Consider the following 14,698-nt stretch of genomic DNA (forward strand, 5'->3'; position numbering starts at 1 on the left):
GCCGCTCGCAAGCGTGCCCGCGTCATCTCGTGATCGTCTCGACAGGAGTGCCGTATGCCGTTCGCCGCCAGCCTGCCGCTGTCCGCCGCGACCAGCCTCGCGTCGGTGTCGGCCGCGGGGCAGTCACTGCGACTGCAGGCCGATCCCGTCGACTACGCGATGGTCGCACTGTATTTCGCCGTCGTGCTGGGCATCGGGCTGATGGCCCGTCGGCGGGTGTCGTCGAGCCTGGACTTCTTCCTCTCCGGTCGCTCGCTGCCCGCCTGGGTGACCGGTCTGGCCTTCATCTCCGCCAATCTCGGCGCCGTCGAGATCATGGGCATGTCCGCCAACGGCGCCCAGTACGGCATGCCGACCATGCACTACTACTGGATCGGCGCGGTCCCGGCCATGCTGTTCCTCGGCATCGTCATGATGCCGTTCTATTACGGCTCCAAGGTGCGCAGCGTGCCCGAATTCATGCTGCGCCGCTTCGGTCCCGGCGCGCACCTGGTGAACGCCGTCAGTTTCGCCATCGCACAGGTGCTCATCGCGGGCGTGAACCTGTACCTGCTCGGATCGATTCTGGATGCGCTGCTGGGCTGGCCACTGTGGCTGTCCATCACCGTGGCCGCCCTCATCGTGCTGTTCTATCTGACGCTCGGCGGCCTGTCCGCGGCCATCTACAACGAGGTGCTGCAGTTCTTCGTCATCGTCGCCGCGCTGCTGCCGCTGACCCTGGTCGGCCTGCACAAGGTCGGCGGGTGGGAGGGCCTGCGGGTGCGGGTGATCGAAGGCTCCGGCGGCGTGGACCAGCTGCATGCCTGGCCGGGCACCGAACTGACCGGCTTCGGCAACAGCGTGCTCTCGGTGATCGGCATCGTGTTCGGCCTGGGCTTCGTGCTGTCCTTCGGTTACTGGACAACCAATTTCGTCGAGGTGCAGCGCGCCATGGCCACCAACTCCATTTCCGCCGCCCAGCGGACCCCGATCATCGGCGCCTTCCCGAAGATGTTCATCCCGTTCATCGTCGTCATCCCCGGCATGATCAGCGCGGTCCTGGTGCCGCAGATCGCCGACTTCAAGGACCGGGTCAGCGCTGACCCGAACTACAAAGGGGATGTCAACTACAACCAGGCGCTGCTCTACCTCATGAAGGACATCCTGCCCAACGGCCTGCTCGGCGTCGGGCTGGCCGGACTGCTGGCCGCCTTCATGGCGGGCATGGCCGCGAACATCTCGGCCTTCAATACGGTTTTCAGCTACGACCTGTGGCAGACGTACGCGGTCAAGGACCGCGAGGATCACTACTACCTCACGGTCGGCCGGCTCGCGACCGTCGGCGCGACCGTGGCCGCCATCGGAACCGCCTTCATCGCAGGCAATTTCGCCAACATGATGGACTACCTGCAAACCCTGTTCAGCTTCTTCAACGCGCCGCTGTTCGCGACCTTCATCCTCGGCATGTTCTGGAAACGCATGACGCCGTCCGCGGGCTGGATCGGGCTGGTCTGCGGCACCCTCGCCGCCATCATCATCTTCGTGCTGAGCAAACTGAACGTCTTCGAATTGTCCGGCCAGGGCACGAGTTTCGTGGCGGCCGGCGTCGCCTTCGCGGTCGACATCGCCGTCAGCATCGGGGTCAGCGCGTACACGCTGCCCAGGCCCGCCGCCGAACTGGTGGGCCTGGTCTACTCCGAGACGCCCCGGGAACTGCGCACCGAACCCGATGCGGAGATCCTGCCCTGGTACCAGCGGCCGGGGCTGCTCGCCGCCATCGCGCTGGGCCTCGTCATCGCACTCGACGTCTTCGTCGGATAGGAAAGCCGCTGATGCTCTTCGATATCCGCACCATCGTCGGCGCCCTGCTCGGCGTCTACGGCATCATCCTGATCATCACCAGCTACGCCTACGACCCGGCGGTCCAGCAGGCCAAGACCGGTGGGGTGAACATCAACCTCTGGTCCGGCCTGGCCATGCTGGCCGTCGGCGTGTGCTTTCTGGCGTGGGCGCGGCTCAGCCCGCCTAGGGAGTGACCTCGGCCTTCTCGGGCGCGGCCGGCTCGGGAGTCGCACGGCCGCGGGACAGCACACCCACCAGTACGTCGACGATCAGGAAGGCCAGCAGTGGAATCCCCAGCATCGGCGCGAACCAGCCCACCACCACCGACGCAACGGCCAAGGGCGCCACGATGATCAGCGGCGTCTGCTTCAGCGCCCCGCGCCGCGGCGGTTTACCCGCGGACAGCCCGCTCGCCTTGGTCGGACGGCGCCGCCACCACATGAGATAACCGCGCACGATCACCGTGATCAGGCCGATCATGACCGCCAGCAGCAGCAACTGATTCAACAGCCCGAACATCAGGCCCATGTGGAACTGGATGCCCCAGTTGGTGAGCTTGGCCATCAGCCCCCACTCCGAGTACGGGAGTTTGTCGGTGATCACACCGGTGGTGCCGTTCACCGCGATCGCATCGCGGGTGTACTGACCCGGCCGGCGCAATTCCTGCGCGACGAAGGCCATGCCGTCGCCGCTCGGCACGCTGATCTCCAGCGGACCGGTCAGATCATTGGCGCGTGCCACGCCGAATACGGTGTCGAACAGCAGGGCGTTCGCGGCATTCGAGGCCGGTCCGGACTGCGTGCCGCCGCCCATGTGCTCGGCGTGATCGCCCATAGCGGGCATGGCCATATCGGTATTGCCGGGCAGTTTCGCGGTCACCGACGGCGTGGTCCAGCTCAGCGCGCTGCGCAGGCCGTCGACGTGTTCACCCGCGTACTTCGACCAGGTCATGCCGGTGACCGACAGCAGCAGGATGATCGGCAGGATCCAGACACCAACTGCCGCATGCCAATTCAGCGTGCGACCGCGCGGGCGCGAGCGATCCGGCCGCAACAGCCAGCCCGCCGACCGGCGCTCGCGGCGGGCCCGCACCCGGCGGATCCACAACACCAGGCCCGCCAGCGCGACCACCCACATCCAGGACGCCGCGATCTCGCTGTAGTAGCGGCCGAAGTCGCCGAGGTGAAGATCCCTGTGCAGCTGATCGATCCAGGTACGCATGGGCAGCGCACCCGAACTGCCGTACACCACGCTGTCGCCCACCGGGCGCGCGGTGACGGGATCGACGAACACCGCGCGACGCTCGGATTCGCCGAGCGAGGGATCGGTGAAGATGACCCGGGTGGTATCGCCCAGATTCTGGGCGGGATCGACCGCATTCAGGGTGAGTGCGGGCTCGACCGCCAGCGCCGCGGTGACCTGATCCCGCAAGGGCTGCACGGGCCCGGTCGAATCCGTGTGCAGCAGGCCACGATCGGTGATGTTCTCCAGCGTCGGCGAGATGGCGTACAACGCCCCGGTGACGGCGGCGATCAGGATGAACGGTGCGACGAACACACCGGCGTAGAAGTGCAGGCGCAGCAGCAAGGCCTGAATGGCTTGGCCCGCAGTACGTTTGGATTCTTGTTTCCGGGCAGGGGAGGACGGCGGTGCCGTACCGGCACCGCTTTCGGTGAGTGTCATGGGGGTCTTCCGATGGTTCGGGTGAAGAAGGAAGCTCAACCTCGAACGCAGGCGGGCGGACCGCGGGTATGGCAGACATCGGCGGCGAAAACCCGCAGGATGACGCGATCACAGTGCGTGACCGCGAGTTTCGGCGGTCCCGGCGGGATCGGCAGCGAAACCGGTGCGGGCAAGACCCCGGCCAGCACCGTGGTGCAGATCCGGTAGGCCACCTCCGCGCCCAGAATGACGACAGCGGCAGCGCACGCGGCGACCAGATGCGCGCCCAGCATGGCCGGACTCCACATCGACGCGGCGTGCTGCGGGTCGTGGCTCATGCCGGGCGAACCCCACATCATGGCGAGATGCCCGAGCAACTGCCCGCCGAGCAGGGCGGCCACGAGACCGGTCCGGGTCGTGCGCAGCGCACCGACGCCGGCGACCGCTCCACCCACCGCCGCGGCGGACGCGACCAGCAGCATCAGCGAACCCGCGTGCAGCGGTTCGGTCCCGGAGATCCAGCCGTGCGCGGCGACCGCCAAGGCGCCCGATACGGATCCGGCCGAGCCACCGCGCAAAACCGCAGCATCTCTGCGGGTCGACGCCGTGGACCGGCCGGACGCGAATATCACGCGCTGATGATAGTCAGGCAGCTACTCCACGGGAACGGACATTTCGATCAGCGGCTTGCGCAGCAACTTGCCCGTGGCATTGCGCGGCAGCTCATCCACGAAGATCACCTCGCGCGGCACCTTGTAGCGCGCCAGGTTCTCCTTCACGTAGTCCTTGATCTCCTGGACGTCGCGCTTGGAATCCGGGCCCGGAACCACGATGGCGCGCAGCCGCTTTCCGAAGTCGCGGTCGTCCACACCCACCACGGCCGCCTCCAGCACGTCGTGGCGGTTGGAGATGAGGTGCTCGACCTCCTGCGGGAAGACGTTCTCGCCGCCGGACACGATCATGTCGTCATCGCGGCCGTCGATGAACAGCAGGCCGTCCGCGTCGAGGTGACCCACATCGCCCGAGGACATCAGGCCGTCCACGTACTCCTTGGTGCGGCCGTCGGTGTACTGCTTGAACGAGTGGCTGTTCTCGATGAAGATCGTGCCGGTCACATTGGGCGCGCTGATCCGGTTGCGGTTCTCGTCGTAGAGCGCGACGCGGATGCCGACCGGCGCCTTACCCGCGGTACTCGGCGCCTTGCGCAGCTCGGACGGGGTGGCCACGGTCATGACCGCGCACTCGGTGGAGCCGTACACGTTGTAGAGGGTCTCGCCGAAGTAGTCGAGGGTGCGGGTGACGACGTCCGGCGGGATGGCCGAACCCGCCGCGAAGATGACCCGCAGGGTCTCGCTCGGCTTGTACTTCGCCAGGGTCTCCTCGGGCAGATCGAGGATGCGCTGCAGCATGGTCGGCACCACGGTCAGGCCCTGCGCGCGGTACTTCTGAATGTTCGCGAGGGTCTCTTCCGGATCGAAACGCCGCTGCTGCAACACGACTCGGTTACCGAGCGCGATGGACAGCGTGAACTGCGACAGGCCGGTCGCGTGGAAGATGGGCGCGGCCATCACCACGGTGCTGTTGCGCGGGATCGGGATACGGTCCAGGAACTGCGCGGTAATGAACGGGCTGACCTTGTCGCGCGGGGCGCCCTTCGGGGTGCCGGTGGTGCCCGAGGTCAGGATCACCATGCCGCCCGGCTTCTCCGGCGGGGTCAGCGCGTCGGTGGACTGGCCGGCCGCGACGGACTCGATGGTCGCGATCGACGGATCCACCCCGTCCTTGGCGTCCACCCAGGTGAGGATGCGCGGGATCGCGGCCGGAATGGCCGACATGAGCTCGACGAACTCGCTGTCGTGCAGGACGGCCTTGACCTGCTCGCGCTCGGCCACATCCGCGAACTGCGGCTTGGCGAAACCGGTGTTCATCAGCACCGCGCGCACACCCAGCTTGCCGGCGGCGACCAGGCTCAGCACCATGCCGCGGTGATCGCGGGCCAGCACGCCGATCACATCGCCGGGGCCCAGACCCTGCGCCGCGAGACCGCGCGCGAAGGCATTGGACTGCTGATCGATCTGCTCGAACGTCATCTCGCCGAGCTCGTCGACAATCGCGGAGGACTTCGGATTGGTCTGCGCCGCATGCACGACCGCGCCCGCGAACGGACCGAACTTCAGCACATTCAGTGCCGACCGCACCGCGTGATCCGGGCGCAGCGGATTGAAGAGTCCCCCTCGGACCATGGCGTTGACGCTGAGCGCCGTATCGCCCGCCTTGCGTAGAACCGTGCCAGCCGACGGAAGGGCAAATGACATGGGTACAACCTTCCGCGATCCCCTGCCGCTGACGAGTCGGCCGTACGGATCGCAACCTCGAGATCCAGTGCGGCGCTAACCCTAGCAAGCAGTCGGCACAGCGGTGTGGCCGAGGTCTCCGTTACCTGGGGTAACGCATAGGAACCCCAGGTCGTGGCCCGGCTCGCAGTGCTACGGCGCGTGTGTCGCCGGCGGCTACCCGTCAGCGGCCGGGGGAGGGCGCCTCGTACTCGACCAGTTGCTTGCGCAGCAGCTTGCCGGTGGCATTGCGCGGGAGATCCTCCAGGAAGAACACATCGCGAGGGACCTTGTAGCGGGCCAGATTGCCCTTCACGTACGCCTTGACCTCGTCCGGGTCCAGCTCCGCGCCCGGCTCGGGGACGATGAAGGCGCGCAAGCGCTTTCCGAACTCGGCATCGTCGACGCCGACCACCGCCGCGTCGAAGACATCGGGACGCTCCAGCAGCAGGTTCTCCACCTCCTGCGGGAAGACGTTCTCGCCACCCGACACGATCATGTCGTCATCGCGGCCGTCCACGAACAACAGCCCGCGATCGTCGAAATGGCCCGTATCGCCGCTCGACATGTAGCCCTCGATGATCTCCTTGTGCCGCCCGTCGGTGTAGCCCTGGAACGGGGAACCGGAGCGAATGAAGATGCGGCCCTTCACATTCTTGGCGAGAATGCGGCGGCCATCCTGATCGAACAGCACCACCTCGCAGGTCAGCGGCGCACGACCCGCGGTGCCCGGCGCGATCGCCAGATCCTCCGGCCGCGCCACCGTCGCCACCGCGCACTCGGTCGACCCGTACAGGTTGAACAGCACCGGGCCGAACACCTCGGCGGTACGCACCGAAAGTTCCGGCGACAGCGCCGAACCCGCGATCACGATGGCCTTCAACGAGGACGTGTCGTACTTCTCGCGGATCGCCGGATCCAGTTCCACCATGCGATGCAACATGGTCGGCACCGCCACCAGCATCTCCGCACCGTGCTCGGCGATCAGCCGCAAGGTCTGCTCGGCATTGAAACGGCGCGCCAGCACCACCTTGTTACCGAACGCCACACAGGTCAGCCAGGTACCGAAACCGGTGGAATGGAAGATGGGCGAGACGATCACCATGGTCCCGCCGCGCGGGAAATCGATGCGATCCACCATCTGCACGGTGGCCAGCGGTCCCGTGCGTTCGCGCGGCGCGCCCTTCGGCAGGCCGGTGGTGCCGCTGGTCAGGATGATGAAACCGCCCGCCTTCTTCGGGGCCGGCAGCGGGGTCTGCGCGTTCGCGCCGATCAAGGCGTCGAGAGTGGTTACGCCGTCCGGGATTTCGGTGCCGTCGTCGACCCAGATGAGTACGCGGGGGAGTTCCGGTGGCAGGGCGTCGAGCAGGCCGAGGAATTCGCTGTCGTGCAGTACCGCTTTCACGTTCTCGCGCTCACAGACCTGCGCGAACTGCGGTTTCGCGAAACCGGTGTTCATGAGCGCCATCCGCGCGCCGAGCTTGCCCAGCGCGCCCATGGTGAGCAGCAGTCCGCGATGATCCCGCGCCAGCACGGCGACCACCGTGCCGGGCCTGATGCCCATGCGCTGCAAACCCCGGGCGAGCGCATCGGACTGCCGGTCGAGTTCGCTGTAAGTGAGCTCGCCGCGCTCGTCGGCGAGCGCCGGACGGTCCGGCCACGTTCGCGCGGCGCGGCGTATGGCCGTAGCGGGTGGACCGAAAACCTTTGCGTCCCTGAGCAGTTGGATCGTCTCCAGCGGCTTGGTCGGATCCGACAACCCCAGCTCCCGCAGCCGGCGCAATCCCCTGAGGGCCTCCGCAGTGTGCGAGAGCCGCTGCTGAGCCGAGTGTAGAACCGAGGGCATTCCGACCACCTCCGTGTGACCTACCGGCCCGCCGACCGACCCGGTGGCGGGTAGCGCCACCGTAACAGCGGGATGTGATCGACGTTACACAAATTCGGTCACATCGGACATCTCCCGGTCACGTACGGGACGCTCCGATCTGTTCATGCGCCCGGCATGTTCCGGAAACAATCGTCGAGCAGGCTGCAAGCCCGTACTACAGATCGATGAGGCTCCACACAATGGGAATCCTGCAACTGCTCGGCAACCTCGCCGTGATCCTGCTCCCCGTGCTCTCCGCGAGCGCCTGACGCAACCGCCGCGGCCCACCATTCTGTGCAGAGCGGTGGGCCGTCGGCGTTTTCGGGCTGTCGGCGTTTCCAGGAACTGGCTATGCCACTCCGGTGGTCAGGCCGAGGTGAGCGGTGGCATCCAGATCCGCGGCCACGGCGGCCAGCTTGCCGCGAATCGCCTCCACCGCATCGGCGCCCAGCGCCAGGCGCAGCGGCGGATTCTCCGCGCCGACCGTCGCGACCACGGCGGCCGCGGCCTTCTCCGGATCACCCTCCTGCTGCTGATCCGAGGCGGGCAACCCGCCCCGGATAGCGCCCGCCGTCGCCGCGTAATCCGCGATCTCCCCGGTCAGCCGCAACGCCGACGGATTCGCGAAACCCGTTCGGAACGAACCCGGTTCGACGATCAGCACCTGAATACCCAGCGGATTCACCTCCGCCGCAAGGGCTTCACTGGCCAGCTCCAGCGCACCCTTCGCGGCACAGTAGGCGCCGACGCCGGCGAACGACAGGAACCCGCCCATGCTCGACACCTGCACGATCGCGCCCGCGCGCCGCTCCCGCAGCTGCGGCAGCACCAGCTGCGTCAGCCGCAGCGGGCCATGGAACATGACCTCCATGGCGTCGCGCAGATCCGCTTCCGAGGTTTCCTCGATCGCCCCGACGATCCCGTACCCGGCATTGTTGACCAGCACGTCGATCCGCCCGGCCTCCTTCACCGCCCGCCCGGCCGCGGCCGCGTCGCGCACATCCAAGGTCACCACCTGCACCCGATCCAGGTGTGCGGCAACGATGTCGTTCATGGTCTCCGGCCGGCGCACCGCCGCCACCACCTCGTCGCCCGCGGCCAATACCGCCCGGGTGAAGGCCGCGCCGAAACCGCTGTTGGCGCCCGTGATCAGCCAACGGCGGGTGTGCTCTGCACTCATGGTCGATCCTTCTCGCTGTGCCCCGGGCGTTCGCTCCCCGAGGTCCCGCGATCAATCATGCCGACGGCCGCAGTGGCCCGGTATGGCCCGAAGGTGGAAACTGGTGCGGTGAGCGGAGCCCTGACCGATCCGGTTCGCCGACCGCGCCCCCTGCCGGCGGACGAACCCCTCAGCGCCGAAGACCACCGCCGGCTCATCGGCGTCCTGGAGGCCGTGGATCGCGCCGCCGACCTCCCGGAATTCCGGGAGCGGCTGGTCCGCGCCCTGCAAAGCTGGTTCGGCTTCACCGGCGTGGCAGTCCTGCACGGCGACACCCTCACCCACGCCATCCGCGAGGGTTGCGGCGTCCAAGGCGGCTACACCGAATCCTTCCTCACCGAATACGCGGCGCACTGGATCGACGCCGACCCCTTCCGCGCCGAGGAGATCGGCGAACTCCTCCTCTCCCGCGGCGTAATCCGTCTCGGCGAGGTCGCCGCGGGCGCCGATTTCATCTCGAACTTCCTGCGCCCCAACGGGATCACCGACAAGGCCGCCATGGTGGTGGATGCCGGCGCCTCCGGCGTCCTCTACATAGGCATGGCCGTCACCGACCGCCCCCGCGTCCCCGACCGCGACCTGGCCATCCTCCAAACCCTCCGCCGCCACCTCACCCCGCTGGCCGTCGACCAACTCGACCGCGACCGCGCCCACCGCACCGCCACCACCAATTGGCAACTCACCCCCCGCGAATGGGAAGTAGCCGCCCTGGCCGCCCAAGGCCTCACCAACCGCCAAATAGCCGACCGCCTCTTCATCGGCACAGACACCGTCAAAAAACACCTCACCCGAGCCCTGGCCGAAACCTCCTGCACCACCCGCACCCAACTGGCCCTCCGCTTCACCACCGCCGCCTGAACCGCGCTCTAAATTCAACGGTTATTCACCGTCGATGTAAGGCTCGGTGTTGGTCATGGCCCAAACGGTATTCAGCCGCTGATGAGGGCGCCGAGGTTATCGAGCTCGTTGGTGCGGCCCGCGACTATGCGCTGGGTCCAGTCGGCGTCGTGGAGGGGTTCGATGGTCATGACGACGCGGACACCGTCCTCCACCGGGGTGAAATCGACGGTGGTCAGGTGCTCGTAGGCGGGCAGGCCGGGAACGAAATCGATGAGGGAGTTGTAGGTCAGGCGGGAGGTGGGGGAGACCTCCTTGAAAGTCTTCCGCGACTCGGTGGAAGGAGGCATGCCCGCGTTCTTCATGAAGTCGACCTGGGCTTCTCCAACTGCTGTCATCGTATAGACGAGCTCTCCCTCCGCCCGCACATCAATCTTGTCCACCCGTACCTCGAATCCGTCTGGTGCCCACCAGGATTCAATCCCCGCAGGCGTGGTCCACAACTCCCAAACCCGCTCAGCGGAAGCGGGGTAAATACGCTCGATACTGATCTGCTCGCCACTCATGTCGCTCTCCCTCACAGTTGATGATCACTCACAACCTCAGACGGAGATCCTCCCGCGAATTCATCGGTACCGGGCAAAGAAAAACCGTGCGGGCAATGCACCGAGGTGCCGAGGACTAGCTCGCCCCGAGTGCGTCACCACCGACATCGGTGATCTCCCACCCGAGCGACTCATCGAGCGTGATCTTGTAGGTGACGGTGGCGTCCGTAGGGCCAGAGGACTGCGAGTTGGTGGTGCGGACGTCGAGCAGTACGTCCACGTGATAGATCGAGCCGTCGTGTGCTGTGACGGCGCTGCTGATCGGGCTCGCGGTCGAGACCCATCGCAACGGAACGAGGACGTGCTCCACTTCGGTCCGGGTGGCGTCGTACTTGGCCGCCAACTCCGGCGCCGCGCCGGCCTTCATCCGCGCGAAACACCCATCCATATCCCGGTAGTCACACGTGGCCGCTCCCACCGCATAGTCGGTGGCCACCTGCTCCGCGTGACCGTCATCGGCCTCCGCCACCCCACCCGCCCCACCGAACAACCCCACAGCCACCGCCGCCATCGTCACAACACGCACGGCCCTCATAACCAACCCCCAATTCCAGCGGCCCGCACCGCCATTCCGTTGTCCGAGCCGAATCCTCGCAGGAGCCTCCGACAAAAGAAACCGGTGCGGCCCGAACTCGGCCCGCACCGGTTTTCTTGCAGGACTTGCTACTTCAGCTTGTCGCTGGACAGGCCGAGGACTCGGCGGGCGACGATGAGTTGCTGGATCTGCTGGGTGCCTTCGAAGATGTCGAGGATCTCGCGGCCGGTTCCCGCCACCTCCAGGTATCTGCGCGATCAGTGGGCTGGGCTGGGCCGGGAGTTCCCCCGGCATCTACCGGGTGCTGGTCTGTTTCAGCGCTGCCTCGGCTCGGGTGCTCGCAGTGGTAGGAGGGTACCGGCCCGATCGGCCACGAAAATTTGATTGTGAGCGTGAACGCTCATCACGTAGCGTGATCGCACACGATCATAAGGAGTCGTTGTGGACTACGTCACGGTGGAAGAGGCTGCGGAACTGGCTGGGGTTTCCGTAGCCACGATCCGGCGGCGCTGTAAGACAGGTGCGCTCAGTGCAACCAAGGCTGGTACGCAATGGTTGATCGAGCGAAATGATGTAAAGCGTGGGAGTGGCCGTAAGCGTGCCCCAAAGGGGCTCTCGGCAACCTATGATCTGGAAAGATCTTGGACTTTCGTGCAATCAACAGACTTGCCTGAAGCCTGGGTTCCTGATGTCCTTCGGTTTCGCGACTACATCGAGAGTACGGCGGACCTGATTGACCGCGCGAATAACCGTCTGACGACGCTAGAATTCGATGCGGCATTCAAGGTGGATATCCCAAAGAGTACGGCCTCTAATCGCCCAGGTGTCCTGTTGTCGATTGTTGATCGTATTTGCTATCAGGCGGTTGTATCGTCCTTCGCTTCCAATATTGATAGCAGAATTGGGGAGAATGTTTTCTCAAGTCGTCTAGCGCCTTCGGGGAAGTACTTCATGGAGCGAGGCACCATTAGATGGGTCAAATTTCATAACTCAGTACTTGAGGCTGCCGATGAAGGTCTCGGTCAATGGGTAGGGCAAACTGACATATCCTCGTACTTCGAACACATTCACCATAACATCTTGTTTGATGACCTGGTGTCCATAGGAATTTCCGGGCCTCCCCTGAAAGCGTTGAGGGTAATGCTTTCAAGATGGGCTACTGTCGAAGGTGTGGGATTGCCGCAGGGCCCGAATGCTTCACGAATGCTAGGTAATTTCTATTTATCCCGCGTGGATGAGGAAATGGCCACCCTTGGCCACGGCTACTACAGATACATGGACGATGTTCGTATCATTGCAAAGTCGAAGCAGCAGACCGTTGCCGCAATTCGCGACTTTGAACATCTCTGTAGGCAGCGAGGTCTGATCTGCTCTACCTCAAAAACTACCGTTCTTGAAGTTGAAGCATATCGGTCCGCAGATGATGGGCGCGACCGCGCCATTGCCAATTACTTCTTTGAGGCAAACAATCTGAAGCGAGCCCGGCCCGTGCTTAAGCGAATACTCTCCAGCGCATTAAAGGATGAAAAAATTGTACAGCGCGACATTAAGTTCAGTTTGTGGAGGCTGACCAGAATACGGGAGCATACCTCGTTAAGGCGGATTCTTGACCGTCTTGAGGATCTGGCGCCCGTCGCATCTGTGGTCGCTGCATATCTCAAGCATTTTATCGGCCGGAAAAGTATTCAGGATCGTATTGCGAAGTTTCTGGAAGACAGGGAGAGGTCCTATTCGGAATTCCTGAGAAGTTGGCTCTATGCCGCAATGCTCGAATGCGGGAAGCCTCCCGCATCGTTCATTGCATTAGCGAAGTCCGATACGCAGAACCATAATAACCCCAACTACCTGCGCGCTGTATCGGCTTGCGTTATGGCTCGCGGTTGTGCGTCCGGGGATATTCACTGGCTAAAAGCTCAGTTCGACACCGAACATGACCCCACCGTGTTGCGGGCGTATCTTGTTGCTCTCGCATATGCTGGAGCGCTTGATAAGAGTACTGGCCGACGTGCGGTGTCTCGATTTCCGCATCTTCAGTCTACTGTTTCATGGGTGCAAGGGCGTAAGGAACTCCCATCCCTGCTATTCGCCAATCGGCACATCGCGATCAAAAAGATATGGCAGCCTGCGCTTGCAGCTCATTCGTTAATGCAGCGACGACTGTTCTTTTCCCTGCTTCCTCATACTGGCTGTCCTCAGCGGAGGGAGGGCGTGTCAAGGGTGGGCGGATGCCCATCGGCGTAGCCGACGCGGAGCGCCCTTGATGCGTCCGAGTGGAGCGAGATAATGGGCCGATGAGGCGATGAGGAGGCAGGGACACCCTCGATTGGAGATCCGGCGTCCCCGTGCGCATAGCTCCGAAGTAGTGGCGGGGGACTGGCGGCTCAGGGGCTGGGCGAGTGGCCGGACGGCCGCCGACGCGCCGGTGCCGCAGCGAGGGCCCGCAGCGAGGACACCGCGGCGTGGCGGCGGCCGGTAGGCCGCCGCCCTTGAGTCTGTATAGCCAGTTTCGGCAACGACTCGTGACCGCCACCTCGCGCGAGGGGCCGGGCGGGCGGGCAACGGTGGACGACGGCAACGGCTTCGAAGGCTGGGACGCGGGAAGCGCCCGGCGCGTAGCATGGCCGCTCGTGGAAGCTGCCCTGGTGGAATTGCTGGCACCGCTAACGGACTCGCGGCGTGCGCACACGATCGCAGTGGGGCGCAAGGTGGAACGCATCGCGCAGTTCATTCCCAAGCACCTGCGGGACGAAACCGTAACTGCGGCTTACCTTCACGATGTCGGATACGGGTATCCGGTGCTCGGATTCCATCCGATCGATGGTGCTCGGTTATTGGCCGATCGGGGGTACTCGGCAGTTACTTGCCACCTGGTGGCTTTTCATTCGGCCGGCAAGGTGGAAGCTGAGGTGCGCGAGATCGCGCCAAATGTCTTCGATCCCTTTGTCCTGGAGGGAATTTCAGGACTTGACAGGGCGAACGATTTCGTCTGGTGGGCCGACATGTCCACGGGACCGACCGGTGAGCCCGTGACGATAGACCAGCGGCTGGCCGATATTCGGGTTCGCTACGAGTCGGGCAGCATCGTGCGCACTGCCATCGACAGAGCAGAACCGTTGTTGAGAGCGGCCGTTCGGCGGGCTTCTGCTCTACTCGGGGAGTAGGCGGCGTGTGAATCCGGCATTGACGAGGCGTGAGTAGGCGGCCCGTACATCCGTGGGTACATCCTGCTCAATAGCCCAGCCTTTCGTCGGGTAGACCCAGATTCGTTGGGTGTCACCGACGAGCGTGTTCATCACGCGATCAACATCGCCAATGCTGGCCACGTAGTCATCCAGGGCAAGGGGCAACGATCCGCAGACCACATCCACTTCGGGCCAGCGCTTCCGGCATATGGCGTAACTGCGCCGCTGCTGGTACGGCCGGGAGATCAGCATCACCGATTTGATCGAGTCCAGGTAGCCGCGCTCGTTCAGTAAGGCGCGGGTGAAATCGATGTTGTCGCCGGTGTTGGTCGCGTCGGGCTCGACCAGGATCGCTTCGGCCGGCACTCCGAGTTCGATGGCTCGCTCACGAAAATGCACTGCCTCCCCGCGCGGGAACAAGTCCACGGTGGTCGGTGCGTTCGCGCCGGTGAACACGATCAGCGGGAAGGTGCCCGCGTGGTAGAGGTCCGCCGTGTAGGTGGCGACTCCGAAGTCATGGCCGCCGAGGCCGATGCCGACATCGACAGGGCGCGGCTCGTGATGTATCTGGTTGTAATCCCAGAGGGTTTCCACGTCCGAGCGGTACTCCGCGGGCAAGGTCGTTGTCGGCATCGGA

General features: G+C 64.8%; 13 protein-coding genes and 1 pseudogene. 5 read left to right on the forward strand and 9 right to left on the reverse strand.

Annotated features, from left to right (window positions below):
* The first annotated feature begins 159 nt into the window (after positions 1 to 159).
* A complete protein-coding gene (locus ACH438_RS23040) occupies positions 160 to 1,800 on the forward strand; it encodes a sodium:solute symporter family protein (RefSeq protein ID WP_397009146.1) in 1,641 nt (546 codons plus the stop codon).
* A gap of 11 nt (positions 1,801 to 1,811) precedes the next feature.
* A complete protein-coding gene (locus ACH438_RS23045; protein ID WP_397008439.1) occupies positions 1,812 to 2,015 on the forward strand; it encodes a hypothetical protein in 204 nt (67 codons plus the stop codon).
* On the opposite strand, the gene ACH438_RS23050 is transcribed toward ACH438_RS23045, so the two are convergent.
* From ACH438_RS23050 to ACH438_RS23070, 5 genes are all read right to left on the reverse strand, one after another.
* Positions 2,005 to 3,504: a PepSY-associated TM helix domain-containing protein gene (locus tag ACH438_RS23050; RefSeq protein WP_397008441.1), complete on the reverse strand. Its 1,500-nt coding sequence runs from the start codon at positions 3,502 to 3,504 to the stop codon at positions 2,005 to 2,007. The genes ACH438_RS23045 and ACH438_RS23050 overlap by 11 nt on opposite strands.
* A 35-nt stretch (positions 3,505 to 3,539) precedes the next feature.
* The gene (locus ACH438_RS23055) at positions 3,540 to 4,115 is read right to left on the reverse strand and encodes a hypothetical protein (protein WP_397008443.1); all 576 of its coding nucleotides are present in this window, start codon (positions 4,113 to 4,115) and stop codon (positions 3,540 to 3,542) included.
* A 21-nt stretch (positions 4,116 to 4,136) separates the two neighbouring features.
* The gene (locus ACH438_RS23060; RefSeq protein ID WP_397008445.1) at positions 4,137 to 5,798 is read right to left on the reverse strand and encodes an acyl-CoA synthetase; all 1,662 of its coding nucleotides are present in this window, start codon (positions 5,796 to 5,798) and stop codon (positions 4,137 to 4,139) included.
* Between the two features lie 202 nt (positions 5,799 to 6,000).
* Positions 6,001 to 7,662, reverse strand: a complete 1,662-nt coding sequence (locus ACH438_RS23065; RefSeq protein WP_397008447.1) for an acyl-CoA synthetase — start codon at positions 7,660 to 7,662, stop codon at positions 6,001 to 6,003.
* A gap of 370 nt (positions 7,663 to 8,032) precedes the next feature.
* Positions 8,033 to 8,863 (reverse strand): SDR family NAD(P)-dependent oxidoreductase, encoded by an 831-nt coding sequence (locus ACH438_RS23070; protein WP_397008449.1) that lies wholly within the window; start codon positions 8,861 to 8,863, stop codon positions 8,033 to 8,035.
* A gap of 108 nt (positions 8,864 to 8,971) precedes the next feature.
* Here ACH438_RS23070 and ACH438_RS23075 point away from each other — a divergent pair, with 108 nt between their 5' ends.
* On the forward strand, positions 8,972 to 9,760 hold the full coding sequence (locus ACH438_RS23075; RefSeq protein WP_397008451.1) for a LuxR C-terminal-related transcriptional regulator: 789 nt from the start codon (positions 8,972 to 8,974) through the stop codon (positions 9,758 to 9,760).
* Positions 9,761 to 9,831: 71 nt separating this feature from the next.
* On the opposite strand, the gene ACH438_RS23080 is transcribed toward ACH438_RS23075, so the two are convergent.
* From ACH438_RS23080 to ACH438_RS23090, 3 genes and pseudogenes are all read right to left on the reverse strand, one after another.
* A complete protein-coding gene (locus ACH438_RS23080) occupies positions 9,832 to 10,305 on the reverse strand; it encodes an SRPBCC domain-containing protein (protein ID WP_397008453.1) in 474 nt (157 codons plus the stop codon).
* 115 nt (positions 10,306 to 10,420) lie between these two features.
* Positions 10,421 to 10,870: a hypothetical protein gene (locus tag ACH438_RS23085; RefSeq protein WP_397008455.1), complete on the reverse strand. Its 450-nt coding sequence runs from the start codon at positions 10,868 to 10,870 to the stop codon at positions 10,421 to 10,423.
* A gap of 137 nt (positions 10,871 to 11,007) precedes the next feature.
* Positions 11,008 to 11,100: pseudogene (locus tag ACH438_RS23090) on the reverse strand (hypothetical protein); the annotation flags it as partial.
* 220 nt (positions 11,101 to 11,320) lie between these two features.
* Between ACH438_RS23090 and ACH438_RS23095 the strand changes: the two are divergent.
* On the forward strand, positions 11,321 to 13,120 hold the full coding sequence (locus tag ACH438_RS23095; RefSeq protein WP_397008457.1) for a reverse transcriptase domain-containing protein: 1,800 nt from the start codon (positions 11,321 to 11,323) through the stop codon (positions 13,118 to 13,120).
* Positions 13,121 to 13,398: 278 nt separating this feature from the next.
* Positions 13,399 to 14,040 carry an HD domain-containing protein gene (locus ACH438_RS23100; protein ID WP_397008459.1) on the forward strand — a complete coding sequence of 214 codons (642 nt, stop codon included), beginning with the start codon at positions 13,399 to 13,401 and terminating at the stop codon, positions 14,038 to 14,040.
* Here ACH438_RS23100 and ACH438_RS23105 read toward each other — a convergent pair.
* Positions 14,026 to 14,694, reverse strand: coding sequence for a YdcF family protein (locus ACH438_RS23105; protein ID WP_397008461.1), 669 nt, complete (start codon positions 14,692 to 14,694; stop codon positions 14,026 to 14,028). The genes ACH438_RS23100 and ACH438_RS23105 overlap by 15 nt on opposite strands.
* Positions 14,695 to 14,698 lie beyond the last annotated feature (4 nt).

The sequence above is a fragment of the Nocardia sp. NPDC020380 genome, from assembly GCF_044386975.1.
Lineage (GTDB): Bacteria > Actinomycetota > Actinomycetes > Mycobacteriales > Mycobacteriaceae > Nocardia.